Origin of the sequence: Pontiella agarivorans (genome assembly GCF_034531395.1) — a bacterium.
Taxonomy (GTDB): domain Bacteria; phylum Verrucomicrobiota; class Kiritimatiellia; order Kiritimatiellales; family Pontiellaceae; genus Pontiella; species Pontiella agarivorans.
In genome coordinates, this window is the sequence record NZ_JARVCO010000010.1 from 668,075 (window position 1) to 686,366 (window position 18,292).

16 protein-coding genes are annotated in these 18,292 nt (G+C 53.3%); 8 read left to right on the forward strand and 8 right to left on the reverse strand.

Annotation, left to right across the window (positions count from 1 at the left end; genetic code table 11):
• The first annotated feature begins 35 nt into the window (after positions 1-35).
• From P9H32_RS10360 to P9H32_RS10370, 3 genes are all read left to right on the forward strand, one after another.
• Positions 36-1,712: a 2-isopropylmalate synthase gene (locus tag P9H32_RS10360; protein WP_322608823.1), complete on the forward strand. Its 1,677-nt coding sequence runs from the start codon at positions 36-38 to the stop codon at positions 1,710-1,712.
• A gap of 10 nt (positions 1,713-1,722) precedes the next feature.
• Entirely contained in the window at positions 1,723-2,583 is an 861-nt protein-coding gene (gene aroE / locus P9H32_RS10365) for a shikimate dehydrogenase (RefSeq protein ID WP_322608824.1), read from the forward strand.
• A 61-nt stretch (positions 2,584-2,644) separates the two neighbouring features.
• Positions 2,645-3,460, forward strand: coding sequence for a prepilin peptidase (locus P9H32_RS10370; RefSeq protein WP_322608825.1), 816 nt, complete (start codon positions 2,645-2,647; stop codon positions 3,458-3,460).
• Between the two features lie 76 nt (positions 3,461-3,536).
• Here the strand turns inward: P9H32_RS10370 and rpsU are convergent, their stop codons facing one another.
• From rpsU to P9H32_RS10405, 7 genes are all read right to left on the reverse strand, one after another.
• On the reverse strand, positions 3,537-3,719 hold the full coding sequence (rpsU, locus tag P9H32_RS10375; RefSeq protein ID WP_130596985.1) for a 30S ribosomal protein S21: 183 nt from the start codon (positions 3,717-3,719) through the stop codon (positions 3,537-3,539).
• Positions 3,720-4,106: 387 nt separating this feature from the next.
• Complete coding sequence (locus P9H32_RS10380; protein ID WP_322608826.1) at positions 4,107-4,523, reverse strand: sirohydrochlorin chelatase; 417 nt, start codon at positions 4,521-4,523, stop codon at positions 4,107-4,109.
• A gap of 33 nt (positions 4,524-4,556) precedes the next feature.
• Positions 4,557-5,828 carry a type II secretion system F family protein gene (locus P9H32_RS10385; protein ID WP_322608827.1) on the reverse strand — a complete coding sequence of 424 codons (1,272 nt, stop codon included), beginning with the start codon at positions 5,826-5,828 and terminating at the stop codon, positions 4,557-4,559.
• 36 nt (positions 5,829-5,864) lie between these two features.
• Positions 5,865-6,479: a hypothetical protein gene (locus P9H32_RS10390; protein ID WP_322608828.1), complete on the reverse strand. Its 615-nt coding sequence runs from the start codon at positions 6,477-6,479 to the stop codon at positions 5,865-5,867.
• Positions 6,476-8,122, reverse strand: coding sequence for a GspE/PulE family protein (locus P9H32_RS10395; protein ID WP_322608829.1), 1,647 nt, complete (start codon positions 8,120-8,122; stop codon positions 6,476-6,478). Before P9H32_RS10395 ends, P9H32_RS10390 begins: the two co-directional genes overlap by 4 nt.
• Positions 8,119-9,744, reverse strand: coding sequence for a GspE/PulE family protein (locus P9H32_RS10400; protein ID WP_322608830.1), 1,626 nt, complete (start codon positions 9,742-9,744; stop codon positions 8,119-8,121). Before P9H32_RS10400 ends, P9H32_RS10395 begins: the two co-directional genes overlap by 4 nt.
• A 151-nt stretch (positions 9,745-9,895) precedes the next feature.
• Positions 9,896-10,426 (reverse strand): PEP-CTERM sorting domain-containing protein, encoded by a 531-nt coding sequence (locus P9H32_RS10405; RefSeq protein ID WP_322608831.1) that lies wholly within the window; start codon positions 10,424-10,426, stop codon positions 9,896-9,898.
• Positions 10,427-10,816: 390 nt separating this feature from the next.
• Between P9H32_RS10405 and P9H32_RS10410 the strand changes: the two genes are divergently transcribed.
• Positions 10,817-12,526, forward strand: a complete 1,710-nt coding sequence (locus tag P9H32_RS10410; RefSeq protein WP_322608832.1) for a sensor histidine kinase — start codon at positions 10,817-10,819, stop codon at positions 12,524-12,526.
• A 267-nt stretch (positions 12,527-12,793) separates the two neighbouring features.
• On the opposite strand, the gene fusA is transcribed toward P9H32_RS10410, so the two are convergent.
• Positions 12,794-14,878, reverse strand: a complete 2,085-nt coding sequence (fusA, locus tag P9H32_RS10415) for an elongation factor G (RefSeq protein ID WP_322608833.1) — start codon at positions 14,876-14,878, stop codon at positions 12,794-12,796.
• Positions 14,879-15,097: 219 nt separating this feature from the next.
• Between fusA and P9H32_RS10420 the strand changes: the two genes are divergently transcribed.
• The 4 genes from P9H32_RS10420 to accD are packed head-to-tail and all read left to right on the forward strand — an operon-like array spanning position 15,098 to position 18,290.
• Positions 15,098-15,874 carry a TatD family hydrolase gene (locus tag P9H32_RS10420; protein WP_322608834.1) on the forward strand — a complete coding sequence of 259 codons (777 nt, stop codon included), beginning with the start codon at positions 15,098-15,100 and terminating at the stop codon, positions 15,872-15,874.
• A 19-nt stretch (positions 15,875-15,893) separates the two neighbouring features.
• Complete coding sequence (locus P9H32_RS10425; protein ID WP_322608835.1) at positions 15,894-16,715, forward strand: SH3 domain-containing protein; 822 nt, start codon at positions 15,894-15,896, stop codon at positions 16,713-16,715.
• 6 nt (positions 16,716-16,721) lie between these two features.
• Entirely contained in the window at positions 16,722-17,426 is a 705-nt protein-coding gene (locus P9H32_RS10430; protein WP_322608836.1) for a ComFC family protein, read from the forward strand.
• Positions 17,427-17,441: 15 nt separating this feature from the next.
• Complete coding sequence (gene accD / locus P9H32_RS10435) at positions 17,442-18,290, forward strand: acetyl-CoA carboxylase, carboxyltransferase subunit beta (protein WP_322608837.1); 849 nt, start codon at positions 17,442-17,444, stop codon at positions 18,288-18,290.
• The last annotated feature ends 2 nt before the right edge of the window (positions 18,291-18,292 follow it).

Consider the following 18,292-nt stretch of genomic DNA (forward strand, 5'->3'; position numbering starts at 1 on the left):
CTTGGATAAATTAAGCCCCTTTTAGGAGAGTGAAAATGAGTATACCCAAATACAGAATTCCGGAGATGATTGATATCCCGGACCGTCAGTGGCCTTCGAAGAGTGTCACAAAATCGCCGATCTGGTGTTCGGTTGATATGCGTGACGGGAACCAGGCGCTGCCGGACCCGATGGATCCGGATCAGAAACTCGAGTATTTTAAACTGCTCTGCGATATCGGGTTTAAGCATATTGAAATCGGTTTCCCGTCGGCCAGCGCGGATGAATTCAATTTTTTCCGTACGCTGATTGAAGGGGATCTCATTCCGGACGATGTATTCATTATGGGCCTCACGCAGTCGCGTCCGCATCTCATTGAGAAAACGATGGAAGCGTTTAAAGGATGTAAACGCGGGATTGTGCATGCGTATATTGCGCCGTCAGATCTGCATATGAAGCAGGTATTCGGCATGGAGCGTAAACAGCTGATTGAAACCGCTGTGGCCTCTACAAAACAGATTCGCGAGTTGGCGGACCAGATGCCGGAATCGGATATCCGCTATGAATTTTCGCCGGAGGAATTTACCGATACGGATATCGATTTTTCCGTTGAAGTCTGCGAGGCCGTATTTGAAACGTGGGGTAAGGCGACACCGGAAAAACCGTTGATCATGAATCTCCCGGCAACCGTTGAGCGCCGTCCGCCGAATCACTATGCGGATATGGTGGAGCTGTTCTGCCGTAAGTTTTCGCAGCGCGACCGTATTTTGGTTTCGTTGCATGCGCACAACGATCAAGGTATGGGTGTGGCATCGATTGAGCTCGGTTTAATGGCCGGTGCGGACCGGGTGGAAGGTACGCTTTTCGGGCACGGCGAGCGGACGGGTAATGTGGATTTGGTTACGTGTATCAATAACCTCTATTCGCGCGGCATTGAAACCGGCATCGACTTTTCTGATCTCGGGCATGTGGCCGAAACGGTGGAGCGGTTGACGGGCATGCCGATTTATTACCGCCAGCCTTACGCCGGAACCTATGCATTTACCGCATTTTCCGGATCGCATCAGGATGCGATTAATAAAGGGGTACATAAGCTGACGGAAGCTCCGGATATGTTCGGTATGGGCTGGAAAGTGCCGTATATGCATATTGATCCGGCGGACCTCGGGCGTAAATTCGAGCGGTTGATTCGCATTAATTCGCAGTCGGGTAAAGGCGGTATTGCATGGGTACTGGAACAGGATTTCGGCATTGGAATCCCGAAGGCGATGCAGCCGGAACTGAGTAAATATGTTCAGGGCTACAGCGAGCAGGTCGGCCGGGAAATCAGTGCCGACGAAGTCCACGAAGTTTTCCAAAACGAATTTGTGGCCCCGGAAGGGCCGTATGAACTCGTGGGCTACTGGCCGCGCCCCGACGATCAGGATCCGACGTTTATTCACGGTGAAGTGAAGCTGAAAATCAACGGCGAAGAAAAAACCATTCAGGCCGATGGAAACGGGCCGATTTCAGCTTTTGTTTCTGCGATCCGGCAGGTGGTGGATGTTGATTTTACCGTCGATGATTATCACGAGCAGGCCATCGATAAAGGGGCGGATGCCCAGGCGTTGGCTTATGTTCCGCTCAAATTAGCAGGGAACGGAGTGATTTTCGGGGTCGGTGAAGATTCGAATATCAATCAGGCTGCAGTGCGTGCGATTGTTGCCGGCCTGAACCGCATTACTAAAAAGTAGGGATTTGAATATGAAATTGAGTGGGCATACCAAACCGTTTGCCGTGCTGGGGCATCCGATCGGACACACGTTGTCGCCGGTGATGCACAATGCATCGATGCAGGAACTGAATTTTGACGGCATTTATCTGGCACTGGATGTGCATCCGGACCGCCTGATGGAGGTGCTCCCGTCGATGGCCCTGATGGGGTTTGCCGGGGTCAATCTGACGGTTCCGCATAAAGAGGTCGCTTTCCGGGGACTGGAAAATCTGGATGCCAGCGCCAAGTTGTTCGGCGCGGCCAATACCGTTGAGTTTACGGAAAACGGTATGGTCGGCCACAATACCGACGGCTATGGATTCCTGAAGGCCTTGGAAGAGGCCTTTGGTAAAACCGTTAAGGGAGACTCCATCTTTGTGCTGGGTTGCGGCGGGGCCGGGCGGGCCATTGCATTACAAGCGGCAGTAGAAGGTGCGGTATCCTTTGTGTTGGCAGATGTTGATGCTGAGAGAACGCAAAAGTTAAGTAATGAGCTCATAAATATAAATCCTGAACTCATTATCACTCAGGTGCAGGAGGGGCCAGCCCAGATAGACTATTGCAAGAGGTGCGACCTCGTGGTGCAGGCGTCGCCGGTGGGCATGAAGAAGGATGATCCTTCGCTGCTGCCGCCGGAAGCGTTCCGGTCGGGGCAGCGGGCCTTTGATCTGATTTACATGTATCCCGAAACGGCGTTCCTGTCCGCCGCACGCGAAGCTGGCGCGCAGATTGCTAATGGGTTGGGTATGCTGTTGCATCAGGGCGCCCGCGCCTTTGAAATCTGGACCGGTACTGCACCGTCGGTCCCGGCGATGCGTAAGGCGTTGGAGGATGCCGTTTACGGGGCGTGATCTGTGAAAACGGATAGGTGATCGTTGCGCGGATTACGGCGTACGAAAAGGACGGGGTTGGATGGATTTTTTTGATTGGTATTGGATCTTGGTGGTCTTTCTCTTCGGAGCCTGCTGGGGCAGTTTTCTGAATGTGTGCATTTATCGCATTCCGGCGGAGCTTTCGGTGGTTAAGCCCCGGTCCCGCTGTCCGAAGTGTATGACCGATCTGGCCTGGAAGGATAATATTCCGATTCTCGGATGGATCTTTCTGCGGGGAAAGTGCCGTTACTGCAAAGCGCCGGTTTCAGCGCGCTATCCCTCTATTGAGCTGCTGACCGCCCTGCTTTTTACCGCCGTCTGGCTCGTTTATCCGTATCAGCTGATTGTGCTGCCCTACGGCCTGCTCATCTTCGGGCTGATTTTCGGCAGCATGGTCGATTATGATGAAATGTGGATTCCCGACCGGGTGACGATCGGCGGAGAAATTATCGGGCCGATTCTGAGTTTTCTGATTCCGGCGATGCATGGTGTCGATTCGCATATGAGCGGCCTGATCCAGTCGCTGATCGGTCTGGCGGTCGGCTTCGGGTCGCTTTATTCGGTTTCCATTATCGGGAAACTGATCCTGAAGAAAGATGCCATGGGTTTCGGCGATGTGAAACTGATGGGTTGTATCGGGGCTTTTCTGGGCTGGGAGTCCGTGATTTTTATTGTTTTCATTTCTTCGCTGCTCGGAACGATTATCGGAGTAACGTTTATTGCGATCGGAAAAAAAGAACTGCAGAGCAAAATTCCGTTCGGGCCGTATATTTCTTTAGCCGCGATGATCTGGATGCTGGGGGGCTGGAAACTCTGGGCCCTGTATCTGGAGTGGATGAGCGGCACGGCATATTAACCGCCGGGTGTGCCCTGGACGCAAAAAAAGCTCCCGATGAAGGGAGCTTTATCAAACCGTTTCCAATGATTGGAAATTAGCGGCGTGTACGACGGCTGTTGGCCAGACGCTTTTTCTTTTCGCTCGGCTTTTCGTAGCAGCGTTTGGAACGCATCGTTTTCAGAACGCCTTCTTTATCCAGCGCTTTTTTCAGACGACGCAGTGCGCGGTCCACATTTTCGCCGCGGCGTACTTTTACTTCGCAGGTTTCTTGTGCCATTTTTTAATTCACCTCCCCCGATCGTTGGGGTCAAAAGAGCAGGGAAATTAGGGGAGTGAAGGGCGTAAGTCAATGGCAATATACAGCCGGTTTCGGCTCATGTACTTATGCTGCCATCGATCTTGTTTTTGAAGAATGGTCTGCGGTCCGTCGCCGTTGATGGCCTCATCGTGGGTTCCGGTCATGAGCATCCACGGGATATTCACCGTTTTTATACCACTTGCTAAAACATACGGGTATATTTTTGCCACCCGCTCCGCTGGAGGACCTCGGAGAACACAGAATCCTTCCTCCGTGTTCTTCGTGGTGAAACTTCGTACGAGGTTTATACCGAGAAGTAATCAAACAGGCTATTCATCAACGCACAGAGGGACGGGATATTGCACGTCAGTCCGTTTCGAGTGTTTCGAGCGAGGCCAGTGCGGGATTGCGGGGTTTTCCGCCTTTGTAGATTTGATTCAGGATCAGTGTACTGATGCCTTGCAGGGCGCCAAGATGCGGAAGGATCTCAAAATCGATATCCGGATGGTTGTTTTTTTCCTCTTCGATGATGCGCGGGATGTCATTCACCACATGGGTGCCGGCGGCGAGAAAATAGGGAAAAATCCGGATTTCGGAAGCGCCCTCATCGACGAGGTCGGCGACGGCGGAGTCGATCTGCGGACTGGAGATTTCAAGAAAGGCGCTGGTTACGAGGTCGAATGCCGGGCCGGCGTTTTCATGTATGCGCTGAGCAAGGCGGCGGACTTCATCATTGGACTCTTTACGGCGGCTTCCATGCGCAACAATCAACAGTGCTTTCATCACTCTCTCCAGGTTCTGAGGAGGCACCCCTGCCTAACTCAGGTTACCAATAATAGACACCATGGGGAGGAACATGGCAATCACAATTGTGCCGACAACCACTGCGAGAATGACAATCAGCAACGGTTCGATAATCGAGCTTAATCCGGCCACGATATTATCCACTTCGTCCTCATACATATCGGCGGTTTTCAGCAGCATATCCGGCAGCTCGCCGGTTTCCTCGCCCACTTCGACCATTCCGCCGAAAATCGGAGGGAAAATGGAATTGGCTTCCACGGGCGCGGCCATGGATTCGCCGTCTTTAATGTTATCATGAATATTCTGGACCGCATTCGAGATTATTTCATTGCTGAGTGTTTCTTTTACAATTGAGAGGGCCTGAAGAACGGGAACGCCGGATTCCATCAGGGTGCCGAGCGTTCGGGCAAAGCGGGCCAGAGCCGACATCCGGATAAGTTTTCCAAACAGGGGGAGGACGAGTTTCAGTGCATCGAGCACATAGCGGCCGCGTTTGAACCGTTTCAGGATTATGAAAAGAACCGCGGCACCTGCAAGGGCTGCGAGGCCGACCGGCCACTGGTTTTTAATGTTTTCGCTGATCCCCATTACATAAAGCGTGAGCGGCGGAAGGGCGCGCCCGTCGAGCATATCGGAAAAGATGATTTCAAATTTCGGAATAATGGAAACCATCAGGAAGATCATAATCGCCGAAGAGGCCAGCAGCACCACGATGGGGTAGGTCATGGCACTTTTGACGCGATTTTTCACCTTCTGGGCTTTTTCCATATAGGAGGCGAGACGGTCGAGAACGGTGTCGAGGACTCCGCCGGCTTCCCCGGCTTTGACCATATTGACATAGAGCCGGTTGAAGATGCGGGGATGTTCGGCCAGTGCATCCGCGAAGGTGCTGCCGCCTTCAATGGATTCGGCGATCCGGCCGATCGCTTTTTTCAGCGTGTTATGGCTTTCCTGCCGTTCCAGAATCTTCAGCCCTTTGAGCAGAGGCATGCCGGAGTGGATGAGGGTGGCGAGCTGGCGGGTCAGTATCATCAGCTGTTTCGGGGTGATCGGGGTCAGCAAAGCCGGAAGTCGGATTTCGGTGGAAAGTCCGCGTTTGTGCGACGGTGTCGATTCTGCCGTTTTTTCAGTTTTTGGAAGCTTCAGGTCGGTTCCCGCCACTTCGGTGGGAAACAGCCCCCGGCTTTTCAGCAGCGTCTCCGCCGCGGTCGAACTGGCCGCATTGACGACTCCGCTTTTTTCCCGGCCATTGATGTCGTGAGCTGTATATCTGAATTTAGGCATCGTATTTTTCCTGAGTTCGGAACAGGTATCACCGAATTACTTCGGCAGCTCCTCGGGAAATTCCTCTTCGGACAGGTACTGTGTTTTCAGTTTTTTGCGGTCCGCCTCTTTCACTTTGTACATTTCGATGCAGCGCCGGAATGTGGCTTTGAATTTGTGGCGTTCCGGAAAGGTGTCTTTGTTGAGATAGGCATGGGTTACGCCGACATATTTTACGAGCAGGTGTTTCCAGTGCACCACGTGGGCCGGCATGGAGGCGCTGATGACTTCAATATCTTTGTCGGTAATCTCGGTCCATGCCCGCAGCTCGTCGCGATTGAGCAGATGGGCAAGGCAGATGGTCCGTACGAGCGGTTCTGTTTCCTTGTTTAATGCAATTTCCCAGAGCAGATCGGTGGCCTTTTGCTCCTGGCAGGAATCGATCATGGCTTCGGCAAATTCAATGTCGCGGCCCGAGGCATAGATTTCCAGCATGTAGGGAATCAGCCGGGGGCGCATGACCTCTTTTCCGCGTTGAATATGCGCTTCTCTGCTCCAGTAGCTTTTGGAGTACTGATAGTCGTTGAAAATGGTTCGCATTTCCATTTTTTTATTGGTCATCAGCAGGACGAAAATAATCATGCAGATACCGGTAAAAATCCACTTCATCATGTGTATTGCACCACCTCTTCAACTGTTGTGCGTCCATCCAGAATCAGGCGGATTCCATCTTCGCGCAGGGTGCGCATTCCGAGAGCAATTGCTTTCCGGCGAAGGGCCAGTGTAGGTTGTTTTTCAACAATGGCTGAGCGCAGCGTCTCATTGATCGGCATATATTCAAAAAGGGCACAGCGTCCGCTGTAGCCGCTTCCTCCGCAGGTTTCGCATCCTGATCCGCGGTAAAACGGGCGATCGCCAATTTGCGCCCGGGTGAGTTCGAGCAACTGCAGCATTTCATCATCCGGCGTATAGGCGGTTTTGCAGTCCGGGCAGATTGTACGCACCAACCGCTGGCCCATGACGGCCTCGAGCGTCGAGGCAATCAGATAAGGCTCCACATCCATATCAATTAAACGGGTAATGGCGCCGGCGGCGTCATTCGTATGCAGTGTCGTGAAGACCAGATGTCCAGTCAGTGAGGCCTGCACGGCAATCTGTGCGGTATCCAGATCGCGGATTTCGCCGACCATAATCACATCCGGATCCTGACGGAGAAATGAGCGCAGGGCCGAGGCGAAGGTGAGGCCGATGTTGTCACGAACCGGCAGCTGGATGATTCCTTCCACGTCGTATTCAACGGGATCTTCCGCTGTTAGAATTTTGGTTTCGGTTTTGTTGATCCGCTGGAGAGCTGCATAAAGGGTTGTTGTTTTTCCGGAGCCGGTGGGACCGGTCACTATCACGATGCCGTTCGGTTTTTCTATATCCTTTGTGAAACTGCGGTAGATATCTTCCGGGAATCCGATGCGGTCGAGTTCGAGTTGAACATTGGAGCGGTCAAGCACTCGCAGCACTACACTTTCGCCGAACTGGGTGGGCAGGGTGGAGACGCGGAAATCGATGGTATGTCCTCCTGCGGCGAGTTCGATGCGCCCGTCCTGAGGAAGTCGGGATTCTGCAATGTCGAGTCCGGCGATGACTTTGATTCGCGAGATAATCGGCAGGGCCAGATGAATGGGCGGGGGAGGCATTTCAAAAAGGGCGCCATCCACCCGGCAGCGGATTTTAAACTCCTTTTCAAAGGGTTCGAAATGGATATCCGATGCGCCGTCGCTGACCGCCTGCTGCAGGATGCTGTTTACGAATTGGATGACCGGGGTGGAGCAGGCGGCATGTTCGAGATCGGTGAAATGGGTCTGTTCCAGCCCCGCCGAGGGGGCGGGTGTTGATTCATCTGTTTCTCCAAAGAGTTTATGAATCGTCTTTTTAATCTGTTCTTCCGGGGCGACCACAAAGCCGATCGGTTGCGACAGAATAAACGCCATGTCGTCCGCCACGGCCGAAGCGGGATAATCGCACACCGCAAAAATAACCGCGCCGTCCTCTTCCTTCACCGGCGTGGTAAAATACATGCGGACAAGGCTGGAGGGAATGCGGTTTCCAGGGTTTGGAAACGTTGGTGTGTTTTCGAGATCGATAATCTCGCTGTTGAGTGCATCGGCCACGGCCTGCAGATATTCCGGTTCGCGGAGATCGTGCTGATCAAGAATGATGTCGCGTATGCTGCGTCCTTGCGCGAGATGTTCCCCGTGAATGGACTCCGCCTGTTCCCGGGAAATACGTCCGCTGTCGACCAGATGGTTGAGCATGATCATCCGTTGCGGTCTCCCATGGTTACCCGGAGCACTTCGCTCAGTGTGGTTTCACCGTCGGCTGCTTTACGGAGGCCGTCCTCCCGGAGGGTGCGCATGCCGCCGGCGGCAGCCGCGTTTCGCAGTTCGGCAGTGGAGGCCTTTCGGTAGATCAGCTCGCGCAGGGCATCATTGATCGCCATCAGTTCAAAAATACCTTTGCGGCCGTGATAGCCGGTATGGCCGCAGGCGGGGCAGCCTTCGCCTTTCCAGAGGCTGGAGACCGGCTCAGCGAGCTGTTGTTCGGTTGCGGAAGGTGCATAGGAAACTTTACACGATCCGCAGATGGTGCGAACCAGTCGCTGGGCCATGATGCCGCGGACTGCGGATGAAATGAGAAAAGGTTTAATGCCGATGTCCGTCAGACGGGTGACCGCGCTTGGAGCATCGTTGGTGTGCAGGGTGCTGAGTACCAGATGTCCGGTGAGCGCTGCATTTACGGCAATCTCCGCCGTTTCCCGGTCGCGGATTTCTCCGATCATAATGATATTTGGGGCCTGCCGCAGCATGGAGCGCAGGGCGGCGCTGAAGGTGAGGCCGATATCCGAGCGGACACGCACCTGGTTGATGCCGTTCAACTGATACTCCACCGGATCCTCGACCGTGATGATTTTACGGTCCGGTTGGTTGAGGTGATTCAGGCAGGCATACAGCGAGGTGGTTTTCCCGGAGCCGGTCGGGCCGGTAACCAGCAGAATGCCGTCGGGGTACTGGATGAGACGCTGGAAGGTTTTATGGTCCTCTTCATGAAATCCAAGGTTTGGAAGTCCGAGCTGCAAGGTCTGCTTGTCGAGAATACGCATTACAATGCTTTCCCCGTGATTGGTCGGAATCGAGGAGACGCGCAGATCGAGCGGGCGGCCTTCGGCATTGATTTCAATTCGTCCGTCCTGCGGAAGCCGCTTTTCGGAAATTTTCATACCGGCCATGATTTTAATTCGGCTGATGACGGAGGGGTGCAGCCGCCGCGGCGGTCCTTCGACTTCCCGCAGGGCGCCGTCGATCCGGTAGCGAACCCGGAAGGTCGCGGAGAGCGGTTCAAGGTGGATATCGGATGCGCGTTGGTTGAAGCCTTCTGTTATCAGCAGGTTGACGAGTCTGATGACCGGTTCGTCATCACTTTGGACGGGGGGCTCTTCTTTTTTTTCCGGTATAGGCGTAGTGGGCTCGGAATAGAGCCGTTTAAGCGTCGCTTCGATTTGCTCCGGCAGGGCGGCCACGATTTCGACCGGTGTATCGAACAGGTAACGCAGGGTGTCAAGGGTTTCAATATCGGATGGATCTCCGAAAGCGAGTGTCAGGGCGGTCCCGGTTTTCCGGATTGGGACGGTGCGGTAGCGCAGGGCGATTTCCGGGTCGATCAGGTTTGCGGCGGATGAGGCAGGAACCGTTTCATCGAGTTCGATCTGTTCCATGCCGACATGGCGGGCCACATCTGAAAAAAGCATGTGCCTGGAGCAGTTTTCGTCCGCAAGCTGGTCTAGGAGATCTCCGGTTTCCGGTCCACATTGTTGCAGTGCGGTTTCAATCGTTTTCCGGCTGAACCGATTTCCAAGGATTTCCGCAATATAGTGATTATTCCGCATCAATGAGGCCGCATCGTTAGGTGAGGAAAGAGGGTCTCACAGGAGATGGAGTGTTGTCAATCTGAGCGGTATCCGTCGTGTATTTTGCATAAAAAAGCCTCCCGCTCTGCTCGGGCGGGAGGCTGTGTAGAACAGCTGTTTTATTATCCGGTTACATCATCAGACGGCGGATAAAGAACAGCCCTCCGCCAACGAGGGCAATCAATCCGGCGGTTGCCGGCTCAGGGATGGCCTGAAAATTGACATAATCAACATTTACGCCGCCATTGTTGGAAGTATCTGCCCAGGCGAAATGGAAAACATCTCCGCTTTCGCCAGAGAGGTTGATGCTAATGGTTGTCCAGTCATCATATGATGCTGTTTTTGCAAAGAAAACGGTATCACCCGCCGTGCTCAGCGGGGAGCCCGTTTCTTCGATGGAGATATGGAATTCTCCGGGATTGGTGCTGGCGGCAGCATAGCGCAGGACAATGTTGGTGAACGCGGTATCAGCGGCGAGGGTAAAGCCGGAATTGTCCCGGTTATTGAGCGCGGTAAAACCGGCTCCGGTATATCCCGTATGGTCGGTTCTGATTTCTGTATCACCGAACAGCGTTGCTGCACCGGATGCGGCATCAATAATTCCAGCCTGTGCAGCTCCTGTTACAGCAAGGACGGACAATATATAGATGATCTGTTTCATTTTATTCCTTTAGGTTTTCTTTTCAGGTGTAGTTTTTTTTGCCGATGTGCCGTTTAGCAGATTGGAGGCCAAGGTTGTGTGATATGCTGTGAAGCGGTAAAAGCTTATCATAAAACTAACAAATCGATTGATGAGCAGCAGGGCCGGGTTGATCAGTCGGCGGGGTTTTATGCAGTTCTGATAAAAAATCCGGATTTTGAAATAAAGCAACCGCGCTGGATATGCCTTCTGTTTTTTCTCATCTTCTGTGAAGCATCTGGATATACGCAGGCAGAGTCAGGAGCGTTGTTTAAATGGATGATTTTTCAGTCTGCTGGGTGTGCCGGGGAGCGGACGAATTTGCCCTGTTTCTTAAATAAGTGTAATGTGATCGGTTTTAATGGAGATGTCATGAGTGAAAAAACGGGGTTAATGAATAAAACACGGCTGGCTTTGATGCTGGGGCTTGTTCTGTTGGCGGGATTCATGACCATGAGTATTGCGGGGTATTATGTTTCCAAGGCTAATATCCGCGAAGCTGTACGAAATCATGAGCTGCCGCTGGCGAGTGATAATATCCATTCTGAAATCCAGCGCATTCTGCTGCCTCCGCTGAACATTTCAGAAACCATGGCCAACAGTGTTTTTCTACGCGACTGGGTGCTGGACGGGGAACAGGATGTCGAGCGAATCATTGACTACCTGAGCCGCATTCAGTCCAAGCAGGGGATGACTTCGGCCTTTTTAGTTTCAGAAAAAACGCGGAACTATTATTCCCATAAAGGTCTGCGTAATCAGATTGATCCGGAGGGCGAGGATGTCTGGTATGCCCGGTGTCGCGATGCCAGGACGGATTTTGAAATCAATGCCGACATTGATATGCATGTGAGTAACCGGCTGACGTTGTTTATCAATTATAAGGTCTATGATTATGACGGGAATTTTATCGGTGTTGCAGGGGTGGCTGAACGGATCGAATCGATTGAAGCGCTGATTCAGCATTTTAAATCGCGCTACCGTAAAACCATCTATTTTGCAAACCCGGACGGGCGGGTGGCCTACTCGGTCGGGGAAGATATTGATCCATTAAGCAAGCCCATGTTAAGCGAGTATTTGGCCTCAAAGCAGCTTGCTGGCCGGATACTTTCTCAGCCGTCTACGCAGCTGGAATACAGCCGGAATGGACGGAATCTACTGTTGAATGCCCGCTATCTGCCGGAACTGGGCTGGTACCTGCTGGTGGAGGAGGATGTCGATATGAGCACGGCGCATCTGAAGGGAATTCTGGCGGCGAATCTCTCGGTCTGTATTGTTCTGACTGCATTGGTGTTGGCTGTGGTATATCTGGCGGGACAGCAGTATCAGCGTAGGCTTCTCGGTCAGCATGAGCAGGTGTTGCTGATGGCTGATGAGCTGGAAGGCCGCAACGATGAGCTCGAACGGCTGCATCATGAAAAGGATGAGTTTATGAAAATCGTCGTTCACGATCTGAAAACGCCGTTGAGCGGCATGATCGGAATGGCCCGGCTCATTCACGATGAATCCGATCTCACGATAGTGTACGACCTGGCTAAACGCTGTGAGGAGGCGGGGGAGGATATGATTGCACTGATCCAGAATCTGTTGAATCTCAAGTCGCTGGAATCCCCCGTACTCCCGCCCGTCGAACCGCTGGACCTTAATGATGTGCTGGATGCGGTATGGGCCGATTGCGAGACGCATGCGCAGTCGAAAGCTATTCGCATGAATAAAGACACAGGCTTTGGTTCCATCATGATCCACGCCAGTGCACCCTGGGCTCAGTCCATTCTTGAGAATCTGGTTTCAAATGCGATTAAATTCAGCCCCGAAGGTTCGGTCGTAACCGTTCGGGTCGTCTCTTCGAAGTCTTTGGTGCGAATCTGGGTGGAAGATCAGGGGCCGGGGATTCTTCCGGAGGAACTGGGCCGGCTTTTTCAGCAGTTTTCCCGTCTCAGCAGCCGGCCAACCGGCGGGGAGCGGTCCAGCGGTCTCGGACTGTATGTCGTTAAGACCATGGCGGATAAGCTGGGGGGACGAGTGGGTGTTGAGAGCGAGCCGGGCTCCGGCAGCCGGTTTTGGGTTGAATTTCCTCTGGGGTGACCTGCTCGAAGGTTGACGTGTGGGCAAAAGAAAACCCCGGTGGGTTAAGCCGGGGCGGAGTAATAAAGGGCGAAGTGGGTTAATCTACCGCCCGGTAAAACTGTTGGGTTCATAATGTAATACGTGGGCTGTCCCGGGAGCGTTACTCAAAAGGTGTGTTTTTTTTATTTTTGTGAGGAGTTTTGCCGGGGCAGGTAAGACGGACAGTCTTCGGATACAGAAAAAGGCCGCCCTAGGGCGACCTTTTCTGCATCAAATAGGCTGTGCTTATTTGATTTTTCCTTCAGCGCGGCGTTTTTCAACCACTTCGTTCGCGATGTTGATCGGAACAGCTTCGTAGTGTTCAAAGGTCATGGAGAACGACGCACGTCCCTGGGTGAGGGAGCGGATGGTGTTCGAGTAACCGAACATTTCGCTCAGCGGAACGAATCCTTTGACGATCTTCATGCCGCCACGCTCATCCATAGACTCAATGCGTCCGCGACGCTGAGCGATGGTGGAGTTGCAGGGGCCCATGAATTCTTCCGGCGTGGTGATCTCGATGGCCATGATCGGCTCGAGCAGCTGCGGGTTGCCTTTCATGAACAGTTCTTTAAAGCCCTGGCGACCGGCGATCTGGAACGCGAAGTCGGAGGAGTCCACGTCATGGTAGGAACCATCAGTCAGCGTGACTTTCATATCCACAACCGGATAACCGGCAAACGGACCGGCTTCCAGAGCCTGAATAACACCTTTTTCAACGGACGGAATGAATTCGGAAGGAATGCGTCCGCCGACGACTTTGTTTTCGAACTCGAAACCATCGCCCGGTTTGCCCGGCTCGACCGACATAACAACGTGGCCGTATTGACCGCGGCCACCGGACTGCTTGGAGTGTTTGTAGGAACCTTCCGCCGGTGAGGTTGCTGTTTCACGGTAGGCCACTTCCGGACGGCCTACTTCAGCCACAACGCCGAATTCACGTTTCAGACGGTCAACGATGATTTCGAGGTGAAGCTCACCCATGCCGGCAATAATTGTTTCGCTGGTTTCATGGTCGAAGGCGACTGTGAATGTCGGGTCTTCGTCGGCCAGACGATGCAGGGCTTCGCCCAGTTTTTCGTTGTCGGCGTTGGATTCCGGTTTAATGGAGATCGAGATCACCGGTGCCGGGAAATCCATGGATTCGAGGAAGATCTCGTTGTCTTTTTCGCAGAGTGTATCCCCGGTCTTGGTTTCCGCAAGGCCTGCAACGGCTACGATGTCACCGGCCACGGCTACGTCGAGCGCTTCCTGACGGTTGGAGTGCATGCGGAGCAGACGGCCAATACGCTGTTTCTTCTGCTGGGAAGAGTTCCAGATGCTGGTTCCGGCCGTCATGGTACCGGAATAAATACGCAGATAGGTCAGTTTGCCCATGTGCTTATCGGACATAATTTTGAAGGCCAGAGCAGAGAACACTTCGTTGTCATCCACTTTGCGCTGATTGTCCGGATTCTTGGTGCAGATGATCGGCGGAATTTCGTTCGGGGCCGGCAGGATTTTGATGACGCCGTCAAGCACCTGCTGAACGCCTTTGTTTTTGAAGGCGGATCCGCAGTAGACCGGCACCACCTGCCGGGCACAGGTGGCCTTGCGGAGGATGCCCCAGATTTCGTCTTCGGAGAGGTCGCCTTCTTCGAAATATTTTTCGAGCAGCTCTTCGTCCATTTCAGCACATTTTTCAACGAGGTTGTTGCGCCATTCTTTTGCGTTTTCGAGCAGGTCGTCCGGAATATCGATTTCGTCCCACTCAGCACCCTTGGCATCGTCGTTGAAAATCAGGGCTTTCATCGTGATGAGGTCGATGACGCCTTTAAAGTCGTCGGAAGCACCGATCGGAATAACCACCGGAACAGCGTTGGCTCCCAGCATATTCTGGATGCCGTCAACCACAGCGTAGAAATCGGCGCCGATACGGTCCATTTTGTTTACGAAAGCGATTTTCGGCACTTCGTAGCGTTCGGACTGGTGCCAAACGGTTTCGGACTGTGGCTGAACGCCGCCGACTGCGCAGTAGAGGGCAATCGCGCCGTCAAGTACGCGCAGGGCGCGTTCCACTTCCATCGTGAAGTCCACGTGGCCGGGGGTGTCGATGATGGAAATCATGTGGTCCTTCCACATGCAGGTGGTCGCCGCCGAAGTGATGGTGATGCCGCGTTCCTGTTCCTGTTCCATCCAGTCCATGGTTGCGGCACCGTCGTGTACCTCACCGATTTTATGGGAACGGCCTGTGTAATACAGAATACGTTCGGATACGGTTGTTTTACCGGCGTCAATATGCGCCATAATGCCGATGTTACGGACTTTACTTAATGGAACTGTTCTAGCCATTGCTCTTCCTCGTTAATAATTACCTGAAAAAAACGCGCCGCATTCGGCACCTGATCAGAAAGTCAAAAATTGTTCTAACCTATAAAGGCGCGCAAATATGCCCATTGGCTTTCATACCTTCAAGGTATAATTCGTTAAAAGTTGGTAATTCGGGGCATACGCATTTTCGCGGAATATTTCTCGAGACCGCCGGTTGGTTCCGCTTTACTGCCGCGCATTATGTTTATTGATTCCCATGTCCATTTTGACCGTTTCGAAAAAGACGGCACGCTTGACGAGGTTTTGGCCGCGGCAAAAGAGGCCGGTGTTCTGGAAATGATCGCCATCGGCGGATCGGCCGAGGCGAATGAACGTTCGGCCCGCCTCGCCGGTGAATATGCCGGACAAATTTTCGGCTGCGCGGGCTATGACCGCGACGAAGCTGAAAAGGATCTCGATTTTGATGCGCTGCGTGAGCTGCTCGGGCATCCGCCGGTGAAGGCCGTCGGCGAAACCGGGCTGGATTATTATTATACTGCGGACACGGCCGAGGCGCAGAAAAAACTGTTTAACGAAAACCTGGCGCTGGCGGTCGAATTTGAAAAGCCGGTGGTGGTGCATTCGCGCGATGCCGACGAAGACACGATTGATCTGTTGCGCGATTTTTCCAATGCCTGGAAGGGCGATGAGCTGCGCCGCGGTGTGCTGCACTGTTTTACGCGCGATGAAAAATTTGCCCGTGCAGTGCTCGATTTGGGGTTTTATGTGAGTTTCAGCGGGATCATGACCTTTAATAATGCCGGTCCGCTGCGCGAGGTGGTGCAGCATGTGCCCGATGATCGACTGCTGATCGAAACGGATTCGCCGTATCTGGCGCCGGTGCCGATGCGCGGTAACCGGTGTGAGCCGGCTTTTGTGGTTCATACGGCTGAAAAACTTGCGGAACTCAAGGGGTATTCGTTAGGCTCCGTGGCAGAATTAACCGCAAAAAATGCGCGTACCCTGTTTGCGCTCTAATGACTTCTAAGGGGTGAAGATGAAAATTTTAATGATGATTCTGGCAGTTGCCGCAAGCACCGCATTTGCACAGTCGAATGTCTATCGGCGGGTCAAGGTGACGGGAGATCGGGTGAGTCTGCGGGCACAGCCCGGGCTTGAAGGCGAACTGCTCGATCGCGCAATGCGTGGCGAGGAGATGCCTTATATCGACCACACCAACGGCTGGTATGCCGTCCAGGCTCCGAGTAATTTGAATTTCTGGGTTTTCGGGAACTATGTGGATAACGGAAAAGTGCTTCCCAAAAAACTGAATGTGCGTTCGGGGCCGAGCCAGAACTATAATGTGGTGACGATTGTGCTGCGCGATGAGCTCGTTGATGTGCGCGGAGAATTTAACGGCTGGTTGAAAATTGCTCCGCCGAAAGGTACGCGGGTTTGGATCAGTTCCGATTATTCCGAAATTCTTCAGCCGGCGAGGCCGGAAACTGCAGCGGCCCCCGAAGAGGAGCCCCAGCCGGAACCGGTGGTTGAAGAGGAGCTGAAAGAGGAGGCGGGTGCGGATCAGTCGGCGTCTGAGGCTCCCGCTTTTTTGATGTCGTTGGATAAATCGCGTAAACAGGGTGTAAATGACGAATATCCGGGCATAATCCGCCGCGCCAATCCGGGGCTTTATAAGCTGGTGCTTAAGACCGATACGTTTGAAGAGACCATTTGTCTGATTCGGGGGGAGATTAATCAGATGGAGAAGTTCCTGAACTATCCGGTGCTGCTCAAAGGGCGCATTTACTGGGTGAAAGGCGTGGACGTTCCGGTTATGATTCCAACCCATATCATTCCGAATCCCATTCTTTCCGAATAAAGGTAGATGACCGGCTGGCTGGATATGCTGTATCCCCGCAACTGTATCGGCTGCGGGGTTTCTGCTCCTGAAACCTTTCGGTTTATCTGCTGGGACTGTTGGTCCGACGCCTCCATGGTTGAGCCGCCCTTCTGTGCGCTCTGCGGGGATCCTGTTGCAGGCTCTGTGGAGCACGATTTTATCTGCTATGCCTGCTCCGCGGAAAAACCCGCTTTCGATGCTGCACGTTCGGCCGTGCGTTATGAAGGGGTGGCCGGCGAGGCGCTGCGTCAGCTCAAATATGAACATGCACTTCATCTTGTTCCGGATTTGGCGCAGATTCTGTTTAACTGCCTGCAGGCTGAATTTCCGGGACTGGAAGTGGACCGCATTGTTCCGGTTCCGCTGTTTCATGTTCGCCGCCGCGAGCGGGGCTATAATCAGTCGGGCGAGCTGGCCCGGGCTCTCGGATCGCTGCTTCGCGTGAAATCATCGGCGGGAATACTGCGTCGAATTCGGCCTACGGCTACGCAAACAAATTTGACAGCTCCCCAGCGGCTTAGTAACGTCAGAAACGCTTTTGAGACTAGGAGAGAGCAACAGCTGGCGGGAAAACGCATTCTGCTGGTTGACGATGTAATGACCACGGGGGCGACTGTAAATGCATGCGCAAAAGCCCTGAAAAAGGGTGGGGCGGCGTCAGTACATGTTCTGACGGTGGCGCGCGGATAACGAGAGGATCTGATAATGGCTTTGTTTGGCGGAAGTAAAAAAAATTATTCGACCATCACAGTGAAAAAACGTGATGTGCCGGACGGGCTATGGATGAAATGTCCTTCGTGCGGAGAAATCGTTTACAAGGAAGAGGTCACCGCAAATTTGGAAGTCTGCATTAAATGCGGGCACCATTTTACGCTGCCGCGTCAGGCGCGTATTGAACTGTTGTCAGACGAAGGTACGTTTACAGAATGGGCCGGCGGCATTAAATCGGTCGATACCCTCGGGTTTACCGGGAAGCTGTCCTATATCGATAAACTGGAAGCCAATCAGAAAAAGTCGGGTTGGGACGATGCCGTCACGGTAGGCGGCTGCACCCTTGACGGCCGGGAAATCGGGCTGGGTGTGATGGATTTTTCTTTTCTCGGCGCATCGATGGGCAGTGTGGTCGGCGAACGGATCACCTATCTCATTGAGCGCTGCACGAAAGAAGAACGTCCGGTGCTGCTGGTCTGCGCCTCCGGCGGTGCCCGCATGTATGAAGGTCTGCTGAGCCTGATGCAGATGGCGAAAACTTCCGCCGCACTCGCACGCCATGCAAAAGCCAAATTGCCGTTTATTCCGATTCTCACACACCCGACCATGGCTGGGGTGATGGCTTCATTTGCCACACTGGGGGATCTGATTGTGGCGGAGCCGGAAGCATTGATCGGGTTTGCCGGTCCGCGCGTCATCAAAGAAACCATTCAGCAGGATTTGCCGGAAGGGTTTCAGCGTTCTGAATTTCTGCAGGATCACGGCCTGATCGATAAAGTTATTCCCCGTTCGGAAATGCGCGAGCAGATGAGTCTGATTCTTGACTATCTTTGCGACGATTAAAA